The organism is Streptomyces sp. SID8374 (genome assembly GCF_009865135.1).
Classification (GTDB): Bacteria; Actinomycetota; Actinomycetes; order Streptomycetales; family Streptomycetaceae; genus Streptomyces.
Window position 1 is genome coordinate 4,887,590 of sequence record NZ_WWGH01000001.1, and the last position, 20,679, is coordinate 4,908,268.

19 protein-coding genes are annotated in these 20,679 nt (G+C 72.9%); 12 read left to right on the forward strand and 7 right to left on the reverse strand.

From position 1 onward, the window contains the following. Positions 1-148 precede the first annotated feature (148 nt). From GTY67_RS21875 to GTY67_RS21885, 3 genes are read left to right on the forward strand one after another with little or no spacing between them, the layout of a single operon-like run. Positions 149-2,044: a hypothetical protein gene (locus GTY67_RS21875; protein WP_161279732.1), complete on the forward strand. Its 1,896-nt coding sequence runs from the start codon at positions 149-151 to the stop codon at positions 2,042-2,044. Further along, positions 2,041-2,475: a hypothetical protein gene (locus tag GTY67_RS21880; RefSeq protein WP_202461518.1), complete on the forward strand. Its 435-nt coding sequence runs from the start codon at positions 2,041-2,043 to the stop codon at positions 2,473-2,475. The genes GTY67_RS21875 and GTY67_RS21880 overlap by 4 nt, the downstream gene beginning before the upstream one ends. 3 nt (positions 2,476-2,478) lie before the next feature. Further along, the gene (locus GTY67_RS21885) at positions 2,479-3,495 is read left to right on the forward strand and encodes a serine/arginine repetitive matrix protein 2 (protein WP_161279733.1); all 1,017 of its coding nucleotides are present in this window, start codon (positions 2,479-2,481) and stop codon (positions 3,493-3,495) included. A gap of 75 nt (positions 3,496-3,570) precedes the next feature. On the opposite strand, the gene GTY67_RS21890 is transcribed toward GTY67_RS21885, so the two are convergent. Beyond that, positions 3,571-4,095, reverse strand: coding sequence for a carboxymuconolactone decarboxylase family protein (locus GTY67_RS21890; RefSeq protein WP_161279734.1), 525 nt, complete (start codon positions 4,093-4,095; stop codon positions 3,571-3,573). A 47-nt stretch (positions 4,096-4,142) separates the two neighbouring features. Between GTY67_RS21890 and GTY67_RS21895 the strand changes: the two genes are divergently transcribed. Next, entirely contained in the window at positions 4,143-5,543 is a 1,401-nt protein-coding gene (locus GTY67_RS21895) for a PLP-dependent aminotransferase family protein (RefSeq protein ID WP_161279735.1), read from the forward strand. Positions 5,544-5,549: 6 nt separating this feature from the next. Here GTY67_RS21895 and GTY67_RS21900 read toward each other — a convergent pair whose 3' ends face one another. Then, positions 5,550-6,419 carry a hypothetical protein gene (locus GTY67_RS21900; RefSeq protein WP_161280216.1) on the reverse strand — a complete coding sequence of 290 codons (870 nt, stop codon included), beginning with the start codon at positions 6,417-6,419 and terminating at the stop codon, positions 5,550-5,552. Positions 6,420-6,571: 152 nt separating this feature from the next. Between GTY67_RS21900 and GTY67_RS21905 the strand changes: the two genes are divergently transcribed. Together GTY67_RS21905 and GTY67_RS21910 are read left to right on the forward strand one after the other, a co-directional pair. Beyond that, positions 6,572-6,880: a hypothetical protein gene (locus tag GTY67_RS21905; RefSeq protein WP_093690527.1), complete on the forward strand. Its 309-nt coding sequence runs from the start codon at positions 6,572-6,574 to the stop codon at positions 6,878-6,880. 5 nt (positions 6,881-6,885) lie between these two features. Next, positions 6,886-8,073, forward strand: coding sequence for a glutathionylspermidine synthase family protein (locus tag GTY67_RS21910; protein ID WP_161279736.1), 1,188 nt, complete (start codon positions 6,886-6,888; stop codon positions 8,071-8,073). Between the two features lie 18 nt (positions 8,074-8,091). Here GTY67_RS21910 and rocD read toward each other — a convergent pair whose 3' ends face one another. Next, entirely contained in the window at positions 8,092-9,297 is a 1,206-nt protein-coding gene (gene rocD / locus GTY67_RS21915; protein WP_161279737.1) for an ornithine--oxo-acid transaminase, read from the reverse strand. A gap of 373 nt (positions 9,298-9,670) precedes the next feature. Here rocD and trpS point away from each other — a divergent pair, with 373 nt between their 5' ends. Continuing rightward, positions 9,671-10,738 carry a tryptophan--tRNA ligase gene (trpS, locus tag GTY67_RS21920; protein ID WP_202461520.1) on the forward strand — a complete coding sequence of 356 codons (1,068 nt, stop codon included), beginning with the start codon at positions 9,671-9,673 and terminating at the stop codon, positions 10,736-10,738. Between the two features lie 102 nt (positions 10,739-10,840). Beyond that, positions 10,841-11,431 (forward strand): 2'-5' RNA ligase family protein, encoded by a 591-nt coding sequence (locus GTY67_RS21925; RefSeq protein WP_161279738.1) that lies wholly within the window; start codon positions 10,841-10,843, stop codon positions 11,429-11,431. A 16-nt stretch (positions 11,432-11,447) separates the two neighbouring features. Here GTY67_RS21925 and GTY67_RS21930 read toward each other — a convergent pair whose 3' ends face one another. After that, positions 11,448-12,203, reverse strand: coding sequence for a decaprenylphospho-beta-D-erythro-pentofuranosid-2-ulose 2-reductase (locus GTY67_RS21930; protein ID WP_161279739.1), 756 nt, complete (start codon positions 12,201-12,203; stop codon positions 11,448-11,450). A gap of 45 nt (positions 12,204-12,248) precedes the next feature. Next, positions 12,249-13,634 carry an FAD-binding oxidoreductase gene (locus tag GTY67_RS21935; RefSeq protein ID WP_161279740.1) on the reverse strand — a complete coding sequence of 462 codons (1,386 nt, stop codon included), beginning with the start codon at positions 13,632-13,634 and terminating at the stop codon, positions 12,249-12,251. A gap of 186 nt (positions 13,635-13,820) precedes the next feature. Here GTY67_RS21935 and GTY67_RS21940 point away from each other — a divergent pair, with 186 nt between their 5' ends. Beyond that, positions 13,821-14,765, forward strand: coding sequence for a YihY/virulence factor BrkB family protein (locus GTY67_RS21940; RefSeq protein WP_161279741.1), 945 nt, complete (start codon positions 13,821-13,823; stop codon positions 14,763-14,765). On the opposite strand, the gene GTY67_RS21945 is transcribed toward GTY67_RS21940, so the two are convergent. Next, the gene (locus GTY67_RS21945) at positions 14,762-16,171 is read right to left on the reverse strand and encodes a D-alanyl-D-alanine carboxypeptidase (RefSeq protein ID WP_343238724.1); all 1,410 of its coding nucleotides are present in this window, start codon (positions 16,169-16,171) and stop codon (positions 14,762-14,764) included. The two genes, GTY67_RS21940 and GTY67_RS21945, sit on opposite strands and share 4 nt — an antisense overlap. 133 nt (positions 16,172-16,304) lie before the next feature. On the opposite strand from GTY67_RS21945, the gene GTY67_RS35095 reads away from it, so the two are divergent. The 3 genes from GTY67_RS35095 to GTY67_RS21955 all read left to right on the forward strand — a co-directional run bounded on the left by GTY67_RS35095 (position 16,305) and on the right by GTY67_RS21955 (position 19,858). Beyond that, positions 16,305-16,550, forward strand: coding sequence for a hypothetical protein (locus tag GTY67_RS35095; protein WP_015610857.1), 246 nt, complete (start codon positions 16,305-16,307; stop codon positions 16,548-16,550). 33 nt (positions 16,551-16,583) lie between these two features. Beyond that, entirely contained in the window at positions 16,584-18,005 is a 1,422-nt protein-coding gene (locus GTY67_RS21950; protein ID WP_161280217.1) for a metallophosphoesterase, read from the forward strand. A gap of 299 nt (positions 18,006-18,304) precedes the next feature. After that, a complete protein-coding gene (locus GTY67_RS21955; protein WP_093690543.1) occupies positions 18,305-19,858 on the forward strand; it encodes an ABC transporter substrate-binding protein in 1,554 nt (517 codons plus the stop codon). Between the two features lie 40 nt (positions 19,859-19,898). Here GTY67_RS21955 and GTY67_RS21960 read toward each other — a convergent pair whose 3' ends face one another. Further along, positions 19,899-20,669 (reverse strand): TetR family transcriptional regulator, encoded by a 771-nt coding sequence (locus GTY67_RS21960; RefSeq protein WP_093690545.1) that lies wholly within the window; start codon positions 20,667-20,669, stop codon positions 19,899-19,901. Positions 20,670-20,679: the final 10 nt, after the last annotated feature.

A 20,679-nucleotide genomic window follows, 5' to 3' on the forward strand; every position in this document is an offset into this window, starting at 1 on the left:
CCCGCTCCCCGCCAGGCCTCCAGCCCTGTCCGAGTTGGCCGACAATCGACTCCCGGGGCGGTCCCCGCCTCGCTTACATTGGCCCCTTTCGATCTTCGGTCCCCGCAGGGCCGTGGCCAGCGCGAGGCAGCAGGGGAAAGAGGAGCCGGTGACCGGGAGTGCCGTGCCGCGGCCGTCGCAGGGGCAGGACGATCTGCTCGGGAAGCCCCCCGTGCACCCCGCCACGAGCGAGGCCAGCAGGCTGCTGTGCGCCGGGGTCCATCTGCACGACGGCTACCGGGACGCGGTCATCGACCAGCTGTACGTCCAGGAGCAGTGCTTCGTCGCCCCGTCGACGGGCTTCGACGCCGCCCGCGTCCTCGCCCACGCCCTGCGCGCCCGCCGCACCGAACTCGGCTGGGCCGGAGGCATCCTGGCGGCCTGGCTGCTCGGCGCCGTCCTCACCGGGGGCGTCATCGGCGCACTGTTCGTCCCGTGCGTCCTGCTGGCCCTCGCGCCCTGGATCCGGGGCTCCGCACCCAACCCTCCGGTCTACCGGCGGGCCGCGGCGTTCCTCATGCGCTGGTACGGGCGGCTCTTCCTGTTCCTCGTCGGGTTCTGGGTGCTGATCTCGGCCTTCGGCGGGTTCGGCGGCGACTCCGACCCGGACGGGTTCTCCGGCGCGTACGGCCCCGGGTCCTCCGGCTCCGACAGCTTCTCCGACGCCCTGCCGGACGCCTCGGACCTGGGCTTCGCCCTGCTCACCGGCGGTTTCTCGGGCGGGTCCGGCACCGGGGCCGCCTGGGCGGCCCTCTTCTTCCTCGCCGTCATCGCGGGCCTGGTCGGCCTCCAGCGCGGCCAGTTCGCCCGGGTGATGACGCAGGAGCTGTCCCGGAAGCACTTCCCCGACCTCGCGGCCGACCAGGCCGAGCACGCGGCGGGCGACCGCTTCCGGCGGCTCCAGCAGCGGATCCGGCTGGAGCAGCACGCCCCCGTCATCCTGTACGACGAGCGGAACCCGTTCTGCGGGATGGGCACGCCCTACGGCACGTGGAACCTCGCCGTCGAACTCCGCCCGCGCGAGGAGGGCCCCACCGAGCCCCTCGACAACGCCCAGATCCTGCGCCGGATCGTGCCGCTGCTGGAGGCCCTGCGGGTGCCGTCCCCGCACGGTTCGCCCGAGGGCGCGGCCGCCGTCCGGGACCGGCTGCGCGAGATGGTGATCGACGAGTGCGTCTTCCTGCCGGCGGCCGGCCTGCCCCGGCGCGAGAGCGCCCCGTACGGCCCCGGAGGGTTCGAGGAGCACCGCGGCCGCGCCGTCGAGGAGGGCGGCGAGGGGCGGCGGCACTTCCTGCGCATCCGGGTCGGCGGCTGGGGCGAGGAGGTCGTCGTCACCGTCTTCGTCCGGGTCCACACCCAGGGCGGGATGCTGATGCTGGAGGTCGCCCCGCACGTCCTGATGCCCGTGCACCCGCTCTTCCGCGACGCCGACCGGGCCGCCCACCGGCACCGCAACAACAACTGGTTCGGCAAGGCGGTCTGGGCGCTGACCCGCACCCCGGCCTCGCTGGCGCGCTCGGTCGTCACCCTGGGCCGGGGCGTGGCGAGCGGCTGGAAGCTCCTCACGGCCGGGAACAGCGGTGCGCTGGCCGAGGGCCCGGCGTTCTCCGTCCGGGAGCTGGGCGCCGACGAGGAGGCCTCGCTCTTCCAGGACATGGACATCAACCGGTACTTGAAGAGCATCGAGGACCGGGTGACCGGCGGGGTCCGGCTCGCGCTGCGGGAAGCGGGCTGGGAGACCGACGAGTTCGAGCAGAAGATCATCAACATCGGTGCGGGCGGGGTGTTCATCGGGTCCGCGAAGGACAGCGCGATCGGCATCGGCGACCACAACGACATCAGGCGCACCGCCCCGTCCGCCCCGGCCGCCCCCGGCGCGAAGAAGGGCCCCGGCAGCGGGAAGGCCCCCGGCGCCACGAAGGCCCCCGGCACGGACAGGAGCCCCGGCGCCGGGAAGGGCCCCGCCGCGACCCCCGGCCCCCAGCGGAAAGCAGGAGAGAAATGAGCCCCGCCCCGACCCCCGCCCCCTCCTCCGGACCGACCCCCGACGAGCCGCAGCCGCAGCATTCCCGACAGCCGCAGCCCCAGCCCACCGTGCACATCGGTTCGGTGACCGGCAGCGCCTTCGCCGTCGGCGACCACAACACCGTCACCCAGCACCAGCACGCCGGCCCCGCCGACGAGGCCCAGGCCGAACTGCTGCGGGCGGTGCAGGAGCTCCGCGCCGATCTCGCCCGGTTCGTCACCTCCGACGACACGGAGGTGCTGGACGCCGAACTGGTCTCCGTGGTGGACGAGATCGAGACGTCGGGGGCGGCCGGGCCGGGCCGCCTGGCCCGTCTCCAGCAGGCGCTGACCGCCGCCGGGGCCGTCACCGGAACCCTGGCGTCCGGTGTCGCCGTGGCCGAGGCGCTGCGCGCCCTCCTGGGAGGCTGACCGGTGACCGGGGGCGGCGGGGTGCGCTGGAACGACGAGACCCAGAGCTGGGAGACCGAGCCGAGGCGTGCCTACACCCCGCCACCGCCTCCGCCGCCCTCCGCGGCCCCCGTGGTGCCGCCCATGCCGCCGGGGTCCCCGGCCGCGTCGGCGGAGGACTCCGTGGTCCCCACCGTGCTGCCCACGGTCCCCGACCCGTACGCGGAGACCGGGCCCTACGTCGTGCAGGGGCCGCCGACGGGCGCGTACAACAACATCACCGGGACCCACCGGCCGGAGACCACCGCCCGGACGGTGCGGGAGCGGATCACCCCGCTGACCGCCGGGCTCGCCGTGGCCGTGCTCGCGGCCGGTGCGGCGGCGCTCTGGTTCACGGTCGGCGGCGGTGGCGGTGACGACCGGGACGACGCCCGGGGCCGGACGGCGAGCGCCCCGGCGGAGGAGGCCACCGACCCCGGCGGCGACCCGGACGCGGGCTTCCCCGACGGCACCGGGGACGCCGCGTCCGAACCCACCGACGCCACGGCCACCGACACCGGCACCGAGTCCCCGGACGCCGGCGATCCGCCGCCCGGGTTCGTCATGCAGGATGACGAGGAGGGCTTCCGGATCGCGGTGCCCGAGGAGTGGAGCGAGCGCACGAAGAAGACCGGCGGGGTGTTCTACGAGCCCTTCGGCTCCGGTGAACTCCTCCAGGTCTTCCGGGTGTCCGAGCCCGGCATGACCGCGCTGGAGGCGGTGCGCGCGGCCTCGAAGGACCGCAGCGTGAGCGCGGGCTTCGAGGAGGTCCGCATCGGCGCCGTCGACAACCCGCTCGGCGGCGAGGCGGCCGAGCTGGTGTACGCGTACGACAGCGAGGACTACGACGGCCGCCGCCGGGTCCTGGAGCGGGTCTTCACCGCGTCGGACGGCCGCCTCTACGCGGTGCTGGTCGCCGCCCCCGACGAGCAGTGGCCGCGCCACGAGGAGATCCTCGCCACCGCCGTGACGCACTTCGACCCGTACGACAGCCCGTTCTGATGCCCGGCAACAGCCCCTTCCGATCCCCGTACGACAGCCCCTTCTGACGCGGAGCGGCCGGGGCCGGTGCGGCGGTCAGTGCTTGAGGTCGCCGGGCGTGTAGTGGCCGGGGACCTGGCGGGTGGCGACGCCGAAGCGGTTCCAGGCGTTGATGACCGTGATCGCGGCGATCAGCTGGGCCAGTTCGGTCTCCTCGAACTGCTCGGCGGCGCGCGCGTACACGTCGTCCGGGACGAACCCGTCGGTCAGGACGGTGACGGCCTCGGTCAGTTCGAGCGCCGCGATCTCCTTCTCCGTGTAGAAGTGGCGCGACTCGTCCCAGGCGCTCAGCTGGACGATCCGCTCCACGCTCTCGCCCGCCGCGAGGGCGTCCTTGGAGTGCATGTCCAGGCAGAGCGCGCACCGGTTGAGCTGCGAGGCCCGGACCTTCACCAGCTCCAGGAGCAGCGGGTCGAGGCCCTTCCGGGAGGCGGCGTCCAGGCGGACCATCGCCTTGTAGACCTCGGGGGCCAGCTGGGCCCAGGGCATCCGGGCGGGGTGCTCGGAGGCGTACGGGGTGTCGGTGCCGTTGGGGGTGTGGTGTGCGTGTGTCGACGTCATGGCAACGACGCTACGGGCCCGGTGGCACCCCGGTATGGTCCATTCCCATGACGGATTCCTGGGCCACTTTCGGCGCCGACCTGCATCTGGAGCCGGTCGGTACGGGGCTGCGCAGCGGGCTGATGGAGGCCCTGCGGGAGGCGGTGCGCAGCGGGCGGCTGGCCCCCGGGACCCGGCTGCCGTCCTCCCGGGCGCTCGCCGCCGACCTGGGCGTCGCCCGCAACACGGTCGCCGACGCCTACGCCGAACTCGTCGCCGAGGGCTGGCTCACCGCCCGCCAGGGCTCGGGGACCCGGGTCGCCCAGCGGTCCGCGCCGCGCCGGGCGGACCCGGTGGCGGCCCGCACCCGCCCGGCCCGGCCGCGTACCGGCCACAGCCTGAAGACGGGCTCCCCGGACGTGTCGTCGTTCCCGCGCACCGCCTGGCTCCGGGCCGCCCGCAAGGCGCTCACCGCCGCGCCCGACGAGGCACTCGACTACGGCGACCCGCGCGGGCGCGTCGAACTGCGCACGGTGCTCGCCGAGTACCTGGCCCGCTCGCGCGGTGTGTACGCCGACCCGGAACGCATCGTCATCTGCTCCGGCTTCGTCCACGGGCTGAGGCTGCTGGGCACGGCCCTGCGCGGGCGCCGGGTGCGGGAGATCGCCGTCGAGTCGTACGGCCTCGACCTGCACCGCGACCTCCTCACCGGCACCGGTCTCGCCACCCCCTTCCTGGAGCTGGACCACCTCGGCTCGCGGACCGGGGAGCTGGCCTCGATGCGCGGTACGGGGGCGGTCCTGCTGACCCCGGCGCACCAGTTCCCCACCGGCGTACCCCTCCACCCGGACCGGCGGGCCGCCGCCGTCGACTGGGCCCGCTCCACCGGCGGGCTGATCCTGGAGGACGACTACGACGGGGAGTTCAGATACGACCGCCAACCCGTGGGCGCCCTTCAAGGCCTGGACCCCGAACGGGTCGTGTACCTCGGCACCGCCTCCAAGTCGCTCGCCCCCGGCCTGCGCCTGGGCTGGATGGTGCTGCCCCGGGGCCTGGTGGCGGACGTGGTGGCGGCGAAGGGGGCGTACGACTGGATGTCCGGCGCCTTCGACCAGCTGACGCTCGCGGAGTTCATCGCCTCGGGGGCGTACGACCGGCATGTGCGCTCCATGCGGCTGCGCTACCGGCGCCGCCGCGACCAGCTCGTCGCGGCGCTCGCCGCACGCGCGCCGGGCATCCGGGTCAGCGGCATCGCGGCCGGGCTGCACGCGGTCCTCGAACTCCCGCCGGGGACCGAGCGATCGGTGATCCAGGCGGCGGCCTTCCAGGGCCTGCGGCTGGAGGGCCTCGCCACCTACCGGCACCCCGACGCCCCGGCGGGCCGTGACGCGCTGGTGATCGGCTACGGCTCACCGTCGGAGAGCGCGTGGGCGGGCGCGCTGGACGCGTTGTGCCGGGTGCTGCCGTAGACGGCCTTACAGCTGGTCCGCCTCCGGCCCCGCCTCCGCCTCCGGCCCCGCCTCCACCCCCGGCGCCTCCCCGAACCGCGCCAGGGCCAGCGACCCCGCCACCGCCACCGCGAAACCGGTGACGGCCAGCCACCCCAGCCCCGCCCGGGTCCCGTCGCCCAGCCACACCACCCCCACCAGCGCGGGCCCGACCGTCTCCCCGAGCACCATCCCGGCCGTGGCCGTGGTCACCGAACCCCTTTGCAGCGCCGACGTCAGCAGCAGGAACGCCGCCGCCCCGCCCAGCAGCAGCCCGTACGCCGCCGGGTTCCGCACCAACGCCCCCGGCGACACCTCGTCGACCAGCCGCACCGCCACCTCCACCACCCCGAACCCGAACCCGGCCCCCAGGCCCAGCGCCAGCGCACGCGGCCGCGTCGGCAGCCGCCCGCCCCCCGCGCCGAGCACCAGCACCCCCAGCGCGGCGGCGATCGTCGCCCATGGGAGCCAGTCCGGGCCCGGCCGGTCGCCCTCCACGCCCGACGCCAGCCCCAGCATCCCGAGCCCGGCGCAGACCGTCGCCACCGCCGCCCACTCCGTGGCGCTCAGCCGGACCGCCAGCAGCCGGGCCGCGACCACCGCCGTGACCGCGAGGGACGCGGCGAGCGCCGCCCCCACGGCGTAGATCGGCAGCGCGCGCAGGGCGGCGATCTGGAGCACGAAGCCCAGTCCGTCCAGGGCGAGTCCGGCGGCGTAACGCCACTGCCGCGCCGCCCGCAGCAGCAGCGCGGGGTCCACGCCCGCCCCGGAACCGGGTCGGGTGGCGGCCCGCGCGGCGATCGCCTGGAGGACGGAGGCCGTGCCGTAGCAGAGGGCGGCACCGAGCGCACAGATCATTCCCAGGAGCACAAAGGGAATGTACCGGGCGGAGGTCGGCACTCCTCGCCTCCGGCTTCCGAACCGGCGCACCGTACAACTATTCTGACGAGCGGTCCGGCGGTGAACGGGGAGCCGGACCGTGTCACACGTGCCACGGGGGAGAACTGAACATGGCCAAGCGGAGGCTGAGGTCGAGCACGGTCGTGCTCGGCGGCATGGGGCTGCTCGCCCTGACGATCACATCCTGCGGATCGGAACCGGACCGGCGGTGCGCCGACCGGACGACCCGCGAAACCCTGCCCAGTTACGAGTGCCGGGGCGGCAGCGGCAGTGGCGGCTCGGGCGGAGGCGGCGGCCGGGGCTCGTACTACTACGGCGGCTCCACCAGCAGCTACGACGGCAAGGTCCAGGGCGGCAGCTTCGACAAGTCGGCGGTCGACCGGGGCGGCTTCGGCTGCACCAGGTCCGGCGGAGGCTGAGCCCGGTGGAGCGCCGCACCATCACGCCGCGCCCCGGCTGGCAGGAGACCGTCGAGTCCCAGGGGCTCGTCTATCCGCTCACCCGCTACCCGGACGGTTCGCTGCGCCCCTACTGGGACGAGAGCGCCTACTACGTCTTCTCGCTGCCCGAGGTCGAGGTGCTGGAGGAGACCGTCGAGGAGCTGCACACGATGTGCCTGGCGGCCGCCGCGCACATCGTGGAGCGGAACCGTTTCGCCGACCTCGGGATCACCGACCCGCGCCTGGCCTCCCTGGTCGCCGAGTCCTGGCGCCGCCGCGCCGAACTGCCCTCCGTATACGGGCGGTTCGACCTGCGCTACGACGGCGGCGGCCCGGCGAAGATGCTGGAGTACAACGCCGACACCCCCACCTCCCTGGTGGAGGCCGCCAGCCCGCAGTGGTTCTGGATGGAGGAGCGGTTCCCCGGCGCCGACCAGTGGAACTCGCTCCACGAACGGCTGGTCGACGCCTGGAAGCGCCAGGCCCACCTGCTGCCGCCGGGGCCGCTGCACTTCGTGCACTCGGAGGGCGACGAGGCCGGCGAGGACCTGATGACGGTCGCGTATCTGCGCGAGACCGCCCAGCAGGCCGGACTCGACACCGAGGCCCTCTCCGTGGAGGACATCGGCTGGGACCGGCTCAGCGGGCGGTTCGTGGACGACCGGCTCCGCTTCATCCGCAGCTGCTTCAAGCTCTACCCCTGGGAGTGGCTGACCACCGACCGCTTCGGGCCGCAGGTGCTGGACACCCTCGACAACGGCGGCGGCTCCGGCACCACCTGCTGGATAGAGCCCGCCTGGAAGATGCTGCTCTCCAACAAGGCGCTGCTGGCGGTCCTGTGGGAGCTGTACCCGGGCCACCCGAACCTGCTCCCCGCCTATCTCGACGGGCCGCGCGAGCTGGCCGGACCCGGCGGGGCGGGGTACGTCTCCAAGCCGCTGCTGGGCCGCGAGGGCGCCGGGGTCGATCTGTACGGGCCCGGCTCCCCGGCCCATCTGCGCGAGGAGCCGTGCTGCTACCAGGAGTTGGCGCCGCTGCCCGACATCGACGGCAACCGGGTGGTGCTCGGCGCCTGGGTGGTGGAGGACGAGGCGGCGGGGCTCGGCATCCGGGAGTCGGCGGGGCCGGTCACGGACGAGTACGCCCGCTTCCTGCCCCACGTCATCCTCTGAACCCTCCTTTTCGACGGATCAGGCGCTCAGCACCGTCCGCAGCCGGTCGAGGCCCCAGTCCAGGTCCTCCTTGCTGATCACCAGCGGCGGCGCGATCCGGATCGTGGAGCCGTGGGTGTCCTTCACCAGCACCCGCTCCTCCATCAGCCGCTCGGAGATCTCGCGGCCGGTGCCGAGCGCGGGCGCGATGTCGACGCCCGCCCACAGCCCCCGGCCCCGTACGGCCTCCACCGCACCGCCCCCGGTCAGCAGCCCCAGCTCCCGGTGCAGGTGGTCGCCCAGCTCGGCGGCGCGCTCCTGGTACTCGCCGGTCCGCAGCATCGCGATCACCTCCAGCGCCACCGCGCACGCCAGCGGGTTCCCGCCGAAGGTGGAGCCGTGCTCGCCGGGCCGGAAGACCCCGAGGATCTCCGCCGAGGAGACGACCGCCGACACCGGGACCACCCCGCCGCCGAGCGCCTTGCCCAGCAGATACATGTCCGGCACCACGCCCTCGTGCTCCAGCGCGAACGTCTTCCCGGTACGCCCCAGGCCCGACTGGATCTCGTCCGCGATGAAGAGCACGTTCCGCTCCCGGGTCAGCTCCCGCACCCCGGGCAGATAACCGGCGGGCGGCACCAGCACGCCCGCCTCGCCCTGGATCGGCTCCAGCAGCACCGCCACGGTGTTCTCGGTCATCGCCTCCCGGAGCGCGGTGAGATCCCCGTACGGCACGATCTCGAACCCCGGGGTGTACGGGCCGTAGTCGGCCCTCGCCTCCGGGTCCGTGGAGAAGCTGATGATCGTCGTGGTGCGGCCGTGGAAGTTGTCCGAGGCCACGATGATCTTCGCCATCCCGTCCGGGACGCCCTTGACCCGGTAGCCCCACTTCCGGGCGGTCTTCACCGCCGTCTCCACGGCCTCCGCCCCGGTGTTCATGGGCAGCACCATCTCCATGGAGCACAGCTCGGCCAGCCGCGTACAGAACTCGGCGAACCGGTCGTGGTGGAAGGCCCGCGAGGTCAGCGTCACCCGCTCCAGCTGGGCCTTGGCCGCGTCGATCAGCCGCCGGTTGCCGTGGCCGAAGTTGAGCGCCGAGTACCCGGCGAGCAGATCGAGGTAGCGGCGCCCCTCGACATCGGTCATCCAGGCACCCTCGGCCGAGGCCACGACGACCGGCAACGGGTGGTAGTTGTGCGCGCTGTGCGCCTCGGCGGAGGCGATGGCAGTTTCCGTGATCGACACGGGATCTCCGTTCGTCGTGCGGCGTGGGCGGGGGTGGTGCCCACTTTGTATCGTCGGTCGCATCCGGCGCAGGGAAACCTTCACTCTCCGGCGCGCCCGCCCGCGCGTGCTCCCGCGTGCTCTGCTCCTCGACCGGCGTGCTCCCGCGTGCTCTCGGCCTCGACCGGCGCGCTTCCCGTGCGCCTCGCACCGGACCGCGCGCTTCCCCGTGCTCCCCGCGCCGTCCCGCGCACGCTCCGGCGGGCGGAATGTGCGCTTCGTCTCAGGTGCGCGCTCCCCGGGCGTGAGCGGACCCCGCGCCCGAGCGGGTGCGCCCCCGCTGCGCCCCGCACCGGCTGCCGGAGATCGCCCCCGCACCTGAGACAATGGGCCCATGGCCTCTGATCGCTCCGCGCTCTCCACCGACCAGCCGCAGACGGGCCGCACCGGCGCGCCCGCCCGGCCCCGTGTGCTCTCCGGGATCCAGCCCACCGCAGGCTCGTTCCACCTCGGCAACTACCTGGGCGCGGTGCGCCAGTGGGTGGCGCTCCAGGAGACGCACGACGCCTTCTACATGGTCGTGGACCTGCACGCGATCACGGTCCCGCAGGACCCCGCCGAGCTGCGCGCCAACACCCGGCTCGCCGTGGCGCAGCTGCTCGCGGCCGGTCTGGACCCGGAGCGGTGCACGCTCTTCGTCCAGAGCCATGTGCCCGAGCACGCCCAGCTCGGCTGGGTGATGAACTGCCTCACCGGCTTCGGCGAGGCCTCCCGGATGACGCAGTTCAAGGACAAGTCCGCCAAGCAGGGCGCCGACCGCGCCACCGTCGGCCTCTTCACCTACCCGGTCCTCCAGGTCGCCGACATCCTGCTCTACCAGGCCAACCAGGTCCCGGTGGGCGAGGACCAGCGCCAGCACATCGAGCTGACCCGGGACCTCGCGGAGCGGTTCAACGGCCGGTTCGGGCAGACGTTCACCATCCCGGCGCCGTACATCCTCAAGGAGACGGCGAAGATCTACGACCTCCAGGACCCGGCGGTCAAGATGAGCAAGTCGGCCTCCACGCCGAAGGGCCTCATCAACCTCCTCGACGACCCCAAGGCCACGGCCAAGAAGGTCAAGAGCGCGGTCACCGACACCGACACGGTGATCCGCTTCGACGAGGAGAAGAAGCCGGGCGTCAGCAACCTGCTCACGATCCTCTCCACCCTCTCCGGCAGCACCGTCGAGGACCTGGAACGGAAGTACGAGGGCAAGGGCTACGGTGCGCTGAAGACCGACCTCGCCGAGGCCATGGTGGAATTCGTCACCCCCTTCCAGCTCCGCACCCAGGAATATCTGGACGACCCGGAGACGCTGGACTCCATCCTGGCCAAGGGAGCGGAGAAGGCCAGGGCCGTCGCCGCCGAGACCCTGGCGCAGACGTACGACCGGATGGGCTTCCTGCCCGCCAAGCACTGAGTCCAAGGACCCTGGCGAGATCACTGCCCCAGGGGCCACACTTGCGGCGGCGGGTCGCGGCGCAAGGCCGGAAATCGACCATCGACGATGGAGGAGAACGACGTGGGGACCGTAACGCTCGGCGTTTCGATCGCGGTCCCGGAGCCCTACGGCAGCCTGCTCCAGGAGCGGCGCGCGAGCTTCGGGGACCCTGCCGCCTACGGCATTCCCACCCACGTCACCCTCATGCCGCCGACCGAGGCGGAGGCGGCCGACCTGCCGGCGATCGAGGCACACCTCGACCGGATCGCCATGGCCGGCCGCCCCTTCCCGATGCGGCTCTCCGGCACCGGCACGTTCCGGCCGCTCTCCCCGGTGGTCTTCGTCCAGGTCGTGGAGGGCGCCTCGGCCTGCTCCTGGCTCCAGAAGCGGGTCCGGGACGCCTCGGGGCCGCTGGTGCGCGAGCTCCAGTTCCCGTACCACCCGCACGTCACCGTGGCGCACGGCATCTCCGAAGAGGCGATGGACCGGGCGTACGCGGAGCTCGCCGACTACGAGGCGGCCTGGACCTGCGGCTCCTTCGCCCTGTACGAACAGGGCGCGGACGCCGTCTGGCGCAAGCTCCGGGACTTCCCGTTCGAGACCGGCGGCTCCACCCCCGCCGTCCCGGCCCAGGGCGGCTACTCGGTCGACGCGCCGTCGCTGCGCCCCTGATCCCCGCTCCCGCTGGTCACACCGGCAGCCGCCGGAACAGCGGGCGCGGCACATGCCGCAGCGCCGACATCACCACCCGCAGCGAACCGGGCACCCACACCGTCTCCGAGCGCCGCCGCAGCCCCGTCACGATCGCCCCGGCCACCGCCTCCGGCGTGGTGGAGAGCGGCTCCTCCGGCTGCCCGGCCACGGACCGTGTGCGTACGGCGCCGGGGCGCACGACCATCACCTGTACGCCGGTGCCCTGGAGGGCGTCCCCGAGCCCCTGGGCGAAGGTGTCGAGCCCCGCCTTGCTGGAGCCGTAGATGAAGTCGGCCCGCCGGGCGCGCTCCCCGGCCACCGAGGACAGCACCACCAGCGAACCGTGCCCCTGCGCCTGGAGTGCGCCCGCGCACACCAGCCCCGCCGAGACCGCCCCGGTGTAGTTGGTCTGGGCGACCCGGACGGCGGCCATCGGCTCCTCCTCGTCGCGCGCCTGGTCCCCGGCGATCCCGAACGCCATCAGCACCACATCGATGTCGCCCTCCGCGAAGACCTTGCCCAGCACCTCCTCGTGCCTGGCCGAATCCAGCGCGTCGAAGGCGACCGTACGGACATCGGCACCCCGGTCGCGCAGTTCGACGGCCGCCGCGTCCAGGGCGGGGGAGGGGCGCCCGGCCAGCCAGACCCGGCGGGTGCGCAGGGCGATCAGGCGGCGCGCGGTGGCCAGGGCGATCTCGGAGGTGCCGCCGAGGACGAGCAGGGACTGCGGGGCACCGAAGGCGTCCTTCACGGAACTCTCCTGTTCAGGGGGTGGGGGAGCGGTGATGCCGGTACGTCACAGGGCGAGCCGGCGGGCCAGGTCCGAGCGGAACGCCCCCGTCGGGTCCAGCTCCGCCCGCAGCTCCCGGAACTCCCCGAGCCGCGGGTACATCGCGGCCGCTGTCTCCGGCCGCACCCGGGAGTCGGCCGCCAGGCAGACCCGGCCCCCGGCCGCCGCCACCTCCTCGTCCAGCCCGTCCAGGAGGCGGCCGAGGCCGGGCAGGGCGGCGGGCAGGTCGAGGGCGAGCGTCCAGCCGGGCACGGGGAACGACAGCCACCCCGGCGAAGGGGCGCCGAACCGCTGGAGCTCGGCCCGGAGGGCGGGGCAGCGCCGCGCCGAGATCCGCCGCACGACGCGGTGCAGCGCCTCCTCCTGCCCGTACCCGACCGTGAACCGGTAGCGGACGAGCCCGGCCCGCCCGCCGTGCAGCCGGTTCCCGTCGGGGAGGGCGTCCAGGGGGTGGAAGAAGGCGGTGGTGGTGCGGAGCTCGCCGGTCCGGGAGCGGGGCGCACTCCGGTAGCGGACCTCGTTGAGGAGAGCGGCGGCGGTCGGGCCCAGGAGGTCTCCGAGGGGAAGGCCGCCGGGGAGGCCCGGTACGGCGGGCCACCGGTCGCGTCGGCCGGGAGCAGCAGTGCGCGGGGCGCGCATCGTGCGCCGGGCGTGCGCCGGTAGCGCGGAGAGGGGCGCGTGCTCCCCGAGGGTGAGGACGCCTCGCCCGGTCGCCCGGCCCCGGGCGAGCAGATCCACCCAGGCGGAGGCGTACGGCAGAGAGTCGCCGCTGCCCGCGGTGAAACGGGCCAGCAGATCGTCCAGGTCCGTGGCCCGCTCCGTGGAGACGGAGACCAGCGGAGACGGCACCCGCTTCAGGCGGAGGGTGGCGGAGAGGATCACCCCGGTCAGCCCGAGACCGCCGGTGGTCGCGTCGAAGAGGGCGGCGCCGGGCGTCACCGTACGCACCTCGCCGTCGGCCGTGAGGAGCTCCAGCGCGTCGATGTGCCGGGCCAGCGAACCGGCCCCCGGATGGTCGCGGCCGTGCACATCGGAGCCGATCGCGCCGCCCACGGTGATGCGGCCCGTGCCCGGGACGACCGGCAGGAACCAGCCGCGCGGCAGCAGCATCCGCAGCAGCCGGTCCAGGCTCACCCCCGCGTCGCAGCGGACCGTCCCCGCCGCCTCGTCCAGGGCGCGGACGCGGTCCAGGCCCGTCATGTCGAGGACCGAGCCGCCCGCGTTCTGCGCCGCGTCACCGGGCGCCCGCCCGAGCCCCCGGGCGAGGGCGCCCCGGGGACCGCGGCCCCGGACCACGGCAGCCGCTTCCTCGTACGTACGGGGGCGAAACCGTACGGCGGTGGTCGGGGCGGTGCGGCCCCAGCCGGTCAAGGACACCGTGTCGACGGACATGCCCGTGACCGTAGCCCCGGGCGTATCGTCCGGGAAAACCTATTCGTACCCTTTGTTACACCACTCACCGGAACGGGTGATGGAGAGCGTGTCACCGGGGCGGGGAGCAGGCCTTCCGGACGAGTCCGGAAGAGTCCGCGGTGCGGCCCGCAGGTTTTCCGGGCCCGGGAGGGTACGCGTACGTTCATGGACTGGCTCAAGAAACTCCCCGTCGTCGGGCCGCTCGTCTCCCGGCTGATGGAGACGCACGCCTGGCGCTCCTACGAGCGGCTGGACCGGGTCCACTGGGCCAGGCTCGCCGCCGCGATCACCTTCATCAGCTTCCTGGCGCTCTTCCCGCTGATCGCGGTCGGCGCGGCGATCGCGGCCGCGCTGCTGAGCGACAAGCAGCTGGACACCATCGAGGAGAAGCTCGCCGAGCAGGTGCCGGGCATCTCCGACCAGCTCGGCATCGACGGTCTGGTGGCCAACGCGGGCACGGTCGGTCTGGTGGCCGGTGCGCTGCTGCTGTTCACCGGTGTCGGCTGGATCGGATCGATGCGGGAGTGCCTGCGCGCGGTCTGGGAGCTGGACGATGTCCAGGAGGCCAACCCGGTCGTCGCCAAGCTCAAGGACGCCGTGCTGCTGGTCGGCCTCGGCGGAGCGGCGCTCGCCACCCTGGCGGTCTCCACGGTCGGGACGACCGCCGTCGGCTGGACCGCCGACCAGCTCGGCATCCCCGAAGGCGGCGCGGGCGGCATCCTGCTCCGGCTGGCGGCCCTGGTGGTCGCGGTCATCGCCGACTTCCTGCTGATCCTCTACCTGCTGACGCTGCTGCCCGGGGTGGAGCCGCCCCGGCGCCGGCTGGTCGTCGCGGCCCTGATCGGCGCGATCGGCTTCGAACTGCTCAAGCTGCTGCTCGGCAGCTATATGAAGGGGGTCGCGGGCAAGAGCATGTACGGCGCGTTCGGCGTGCCGATCGCGCTGCTCCTGTGGATCAACTTCTCCGCGAAACTGCTGCTGTTCTGCGCCGCCTGGACCGCGACCGGCTCCAAGGCGGAGGAGGGCGTGGGCCGGACGGAGGACGCACCGGAGACCGGCACGGGGGATGCCCCCGGCGCCGTCGCACCGGGCGGCTCCACCCGCGCCTAGGACTTCTCGGCCGGGCCGGTCGATTCGGTCGTCGCCTCTACCGCAGGCTTCGCCTCGACCGCAGCCTTCGGCTCGCCCGCATCGCCGGCGTCGCCCGCATCGGTCGGCGTGGCGGGCTCGCCCACGGCGCCCGCGTCGCCCGTGGCCGGCGTACGGCGGCCAAGACCCGCCAGCGGCCAGCGGCGGTTCACCAGGAACACCCCGGCCGCCAGGAGCACCAGCACGCCGCCGACGATCGCCAGCGCGATCCCGACCCCGCCGGAGCCCTGCCCGGCCGCCGCCGCGTGCGCGGCCTTCGCCTGGCCGCCGGAGCCCTGGTCCGCCCCGGCGGCCGGCTGCGCGCCCTTGCCGCCGGAGATGGTGCCCGCGCCGGTGTCCACCGACTTCGGCGGCACCAGCGAGCCCACCGGCCGCACCTTGCCGCTCGCGGCGAAGCCCCAGTCCAGGAGGTGGGCGGCCTCCTTGTAGACGGCGTGGCTCTCGTCCGCCGACGGGTGCATCACCGTGACCAGCAGCACCCGGCCGTCGCGCTCGGCGACACCGGTGAAGGTGTTGCCCGCGTGGGTGGTGTAGCCGTTCTTGACGCCCGCGATGCCCTTGTACGGGTCGACGCCGTTGTCCCCGGTGATCAGCCGGTTGGTGTTCTGGATCTCGAAGGTCTCGCGCTTCTTCCCCTTCTTCTTCTCGCCGGGGAAGTCGGCGGAGGCCGTCGCCGCGTACTCGCGGAAGTCCTTCTTCTGCATCCCGCTGCGGGCGATCAGCGTCAGGTCGTAGGCGCTGGACACCTGGCCCGGCGCGTCGTACCCGTCCGGCGAGACCACCGTCGTGTCCAGCGCCTGGAGCTCCTCGGCGTGCTTCTGCATCGCCGTCACCGTCTGGGGGATCCCCCCGTACATCTCCGACAGCACGTGCACCGCGTCGTTGCCCGAGCGGAGGAAGACCCCCAGCCACAGGTCGTGGACCGTGTACGTGTGGTCCTCCTTGACGCCCACCAGACTGCTGCCCTCACCGACCCCCGCCAGGTCGCTCTCCTTCACCGTGTGGGTCAGGGAGGTGGGCTGGAGCGCGGGCAGGACCGTGTCCGCGAACAGCATCTTGAGGGTGGAGGCGGGCGGCAGCCGCCAGTGCGAGTTGTGCGCCGCCAGCACCTGGCCGTTCTCCGCGTCCGCGACGATCCACGAGCGGGCGGTCAGCCCCTTCGGCAGCACGGGCGCCCCCGGGCCGAGGTTGACCTGCGTGCCGTTCATGGAGAGCTGCTCGCCCCCGACGCTCGACATGATGTGGTTCGGCACGGGCTCCTTGTCCTTCTCCTTGTCCTTCTCGGCCGCCGACGCGGGAGCGAGGACAAGAGTGGACAGCACGGCGGCGGAGGCGACCGTCAAAGCGATCTTTTTCAGAGCAGGCACGGTCGAAAACGTACAGGGCGAAAATGTGGATGAGGACCCGGACCGGCTGACCCGCCGGAGGGACGGCCGGGACTGCCCCTTTCGGACGCCACCCCGGGCGAGGCGCCCGGAGGGCGGCGGCGATACTGGACCCATGAAGCTCAGCCGCCCCGTCTCCTGGTTCCTGCTCGTCTTCGGGGTGTGGAGCTGGTTCATCTGGATCACTTTCGTCAAGAACCTGTGGCAGGACGGCAGCGGGCTCGCGTTCGACGACGCGGGTGAGCCGACCGGGTACTTCTGGGTCCACCTGCTGCTCGCCATCACGTCCTTTCTTCTGGGGACGGTGGTCGGCGCGATCGGGTTGCGTGGTGTCCGGGCTTTGCGCGACGAGCGCGCATGACGACAGGAACGTAGGGAAGCGCGGATGGCAGCAGTGATCTTCGTCGTGGTGGCGCTCGTGGTGCTGGCGCTGCTGGCGAGCGTGCACCGCTATGTGTGGCGCCGGTTCGTCGGTGACACGACGGCACCCGGCAGCACGCTGCGCAAGGTCGGCACCGTCGCCGCCTTCGTGCTGCCCCTGCTGAGCGTCGGCGCCATGACCTCCGGCAGGATCGGCGCGCCCTTCTGGCTCCAGCAGGTGCTCGCCTGGCCCGGGTTCCTCTGGCTGGCCGCCCTGATGTACCTGACGCTGGCCCTGCTGGTCGGCGAGGTCGTCCGCCCGCTGCTGACCCGGGCGCTCGCCCGGCGCGACGCGGCGGCCGCGGCCCGCTCCACGGCCGGAACCGGAACCTCCGCTCCGGCGGTGGACGGAACCGTGGCCGCGACCGCGAGCGGAACCCGTCCCCGTACGGAAGAACTCGTCCCGGCGGGCCGCACCGGCCCCACCACCTCGGCCGACCCGGCCCCCGTGACCGCACCGGCCACCGAACCGGAACCGGAAGCGGTACGCGATACGGAACCGAAGGCACCGGCGGAAACGGAACCGGCGGACCGGGAGCCGGCAGTCGCCACCACCCCGGCCGCCCCCCACCCCTCCCGCCGCCTCTTCGTCTCCCGGGTCGTCGGCGGCGCCGCTGCCGCCGCCGGGCTCGCCACCGTCGGGCACGGCACCGCCAACGTGCTGCGCGGCCCGAGCGTCCAGCGCATCACCGTGCCGCTGGCCAAACTGCCCCGCGCCGCCCACGGCTTCCGGATCGCCGTGGTCAGCGACATCCACATCGGCCCGATCCTCGGCCGTGCCCACACCCGGCGGATCGTCGACACGATCAACTCCACCTCGCCCGACCTGGTCGCCGTCGTCGGTGACCTCGTCGACGGCTCCGTGGCCGACCTCGGCTCCGCCGCCGAGCCGCTGGCCGCCCTGCGGGCACCGCACGGCAGCTTCTTCGTCACCGGCAACCACGAATACTTCTCCGGCGCGGAGCAGTGGGTGGACCACGTCCGCGAACTGGGGCTGATCCCGCTGGAGAACGCCCGGGTGGAGATGGGCGGGTTCGACCTCGCCGGGGTCAACGACGTCGCGGGGGAGACCGAGGGCCAGGGCCCCGACTTCGTCCGCGCGCTCGGCGACCGGGACCGCTCCCGGGCCGCCGTCCTCCTCGCGCACCAGCCCGTCGTCATCCACGACGCCGTGGAGCACGGGGTCGACCTCCAGCTCTCCGGCCACACCCACGGCGGGCAGCTCTGGCCGGGGAACTACCTCGCCGAGCTGGCCAACCCGACCGTCGCCGGGCTGGAACGGTACGGCGACACGCAGCTGTTCGTCTCGCGCGGGGCGGGCGCCTGGGGGCCGCCGGTCCGCGTCGGCGCCCCGGCCGACATCACCGTCGTCGAACTCGCCTCGCGCCAGGCCTAGGAGCCCGTGCGCCGGTCCTGAAACCCCGTCTCCCGCCCTCGCGGGCGTTGCGGTTGCGATCATGCGGCATTCAACAAAACCGCACCGTAGTGTCACGCTGAGCTACGGAAATCCGCACGTGGGAGGCGGGAAACGGCCTTTTCGGACACGCTCCGTCGAACGTGTCCAACAAAAGGCTGTGAGCGCCCCATTTACTCTTCCAGATGTGAAAATCGTGTGATTGGGTAAGCGCGAACATGCGGCGATGTGCGTGTCTGAGCGCAACTGCCGTGGTGGGGCTGGTAAGGGAGAGCACGGCAATGCGGTCGGTCCGGGTACGGATTCTCGCGATTTTCGCGGTTTTGGTCATCGCAGGCGTCGGCGCCTGGCAACTGCTCCCGTCGGGGGAGGCGAAGACCGACGCGGTCACCGTCGGGACATCGGACATCGTGACCTCGCTGGACCCGGCCGGCGCGTACGACGCGGGCTCCTGGGCGATCTACAGCAACATCTACCAGTCGCTGATGACGTTCAAGCCCGGGGCCATCGTGCCGGAGCCGGACGCGGCCGAGAGCTGCGCGTTCATCGGGCAGAAGCTCCAGACGTACCAGTGCAAGCTCCGTGACGACCTGGTCTTCTCCAACGGCCGGAAGATCACCGCCGAGGACGTCAAGCACTCCTTCGACCGGATCTTCGCGATCAAGTCGGACGTCGGCCCCGCGGGTCTCTTCCCCACCCTCGACACGGTCTCGACCGAGGGCCGGACGATCACGTTCAACCTGTCCGGCAAGGACGCGACCTTCCCGCAGAAGCTCGCCACCGGCGCCGCGGCGATCGTCGACTCGACCAAGTACCCCAAGAACGAGCTCCGCAAGGGCAACCAGGTCGACGGCTCCGGCCCGTACGTCCTCAAGTCGTACGAGCCGAACAACCGGGCCGAGCTGGTGCCGAACCTGAAGTACAAGGGCGCGCTCAAGAAGATCGGCGAAGCGGTCGACATCCGCTACTTCAAGGCGTCCGAGGACCTGCTGACCGCCTGGAACAAGGGCGAGGTCGATGTGGCCCACCGCCAGCTGCCGGCCTCGAAGCTCGCCGAACTGGACGCGGGCGACCCGGAGATGCGGGTGACCGAGGCGGCCACGGCCGAGATCCGCAACATCATCTTCAACACCCGGCAGAACTCCCCGTTCGGCGAGAAGAAGGTCCGTCAGGCCGTCGCCGCGCTCCTGGACCGGGGGCCGCTGGTCAGCAAGGTCTACCAGGGCACGGTCGACCCGCTGTACTCGCTGATCCCCACCGGCTACATCGGGCACAGCACCCCCTTCTTCGACGCCTACCCCACCGCTGACCCCAAGCGCGCCAAGCAGCTGCTCCAGCAGGCCGGGGTCCAGACGCCGGTCGCGGTCAACTTCGCCTACCGCGAGGGCGACATGTACACCAAGGAGACCGCCGAGCTGCGGCGCCAGCTGGAGAAGGACGGGCTGTTCAAGGTCTCGGTCAAGGCCGTGGAGTGGACGCGGTACCAGAAGGGCTACGCGGCCGGTGAGTACGACATGTACACCGTCGGCTGGTTCCCCGACTTCCCGGACCCCGACACCTTCAGCCAGCCGCTCGTCGGCACCGACAACGTCCTGCACAGCGGCTACTCCAGCAAGAAGATGGACCAGCTGATCACCGCCACGCAGCAGTTCAGCGACCGCGGCCGCACCTCCAACGACTTCAAGGAGATGCAGAAGCTGGTCGGCGAGGACGTCCCCCTGCTGCCGCTCTGGCAGAAGAAGGACTACGTCGTCGCCAAGACGGACGTCGCCGGCTCCCAGTACCTCTCCGACGGCACCGGCTTCTGGCGCCTGTGGGAACTCAGCTGGATCTGATGACGGGCCGTCCCGGCCTCCCCGGCCGGGACGCGGCCGGTCAGCCGGCCGGCCGGGGCTCGCTCCCGGCCGCCGGGCCCGGCATGAACTCCACCAGCAGCGCGTGAACCTGCCGTACGAGCGGTCGCAGCACCCGGAAGCGGGAGAGCCCGATCGCCCGTGCGGCGATCGGCGCGGTGCGCTCCACGAGCCGCCGGCTGCGCTCGGCGCCCGGCGAGCGGTCGTACACCCAGAAGAGCACCAGGCCCATCTGCATCAGCCAGAGCAACTCCGGCAGCAGCGGCGCCAGTTCGGGGTCGCTCTTGGTGTCGGAGCCGGCGAGGGCCTGGCGGTGGATGGAGATCGCCGCCTCCCGGGCCGCCACCGACTCGTCGGAGAACGGGGAGAGCGGACTCTCCGGGTCGGCCGCGTTCTTGAAGAACTGGGCGGCGAACCGGTGGTACGGCTCCGCCACGTCCAGCCAGACCAGCAGCACCCCCCGGATCCGGGCGGCCAGCTCCGCCTCCTCGGCGAGGACGGGCCGCACCGCCGCCGCGTGTTCACCGGAGATGCGGTCGTAGAACCCCTGGACCAGGTGCTCCTTGGAGGAGAAGTAGTAGTAGGCGTTCCCGGTGGAGACGCCCGCCTCCTGGGCGATCGCCCGCATCGTCGTCCGGTCGTACCCCCGCTCGGCGAAGAGGCGGAGCGCCGTTTCGAGAATCAGCGTGCGGGTCTGCTCGCTCTTCGCGGCCTTGCCGGACGCGGCGGCCCTGGCCGCCTTGGCGGGCTTCGCGGCCCCGTTCTCCTGCACGTTCTTCTCTTCCTTCACCACGGGCCCAAGG

Coding starts and splice junctions, on each gene's coding strand:
- GTY67_RS21940 (WP_161279741.1), top strand. CDS start 13,821: ATGGACTGGCTCAAGAAACTCCCCGTCGTCGGGCCGCTCGTCTCCCGG.
- GTY67_RS21935 (WP_161279740.1), bottom strand. CDS start 13,634: ATGTCCGTCGACACGGTGTCCTTGACCGGCTGGGGCCGCACCGCCCCG.
- trpS (WP_202461520.1), top strand. CDS start 9,671: ATGGCCTCTGATCGCTCCGCGCTCTCCACCGACCAGCCGCAGACGGGC.
- GTY67_RS21900 (WP_161280216.1), bottom strand. CDS start 6,419: ATGATCTGTGCGCTCGGTGCCGCCCTCTGCTACGGCACGGCCTCCGTC.
- GTY67_RS21880 (WP_202461518.1), top strand. CDS start 2,041: ATGAGCCCCGCCCCGACCCCCGCCCCCTCCTCCGGACCGACCCCCGAC.
- GTY67_RS21955 (WP_093690543.1), top strand. CDS start 18,305: ATGCGGTCGGTCCGGGTACGGATTCTCGCGATTTTCGCGGTTTTGGTC.
- GTY67_RS35095 (WP_015610857.1), top strand. CDS start 16,305: ATGAAGCTCAGCCGCCCCGTCTCCTGGTTCCTGCTCGTCTTCGGGGTG.
- GTY67_RS21895 (WP_161279735.1), top strand. CDS start 4,143: ATGACGGATTCCTGGGCCACTTTCGGCGCCGACCTGCATCTGGAGCCG.
- GTY67_RS21890 (WP_161279734.1), bottom strand. CDS start 4,095: ATGACGTCGACACACGCACACCACACCCCCAACGGCACCGACACCCCG.
- GTY67_RS21905 (WP_093690527.1), top strand. CDS start 6,572: ATGGCCAAGCGGAGGCTGAGGTCGAGCACGGTCGTGCTCGGCGGCATG.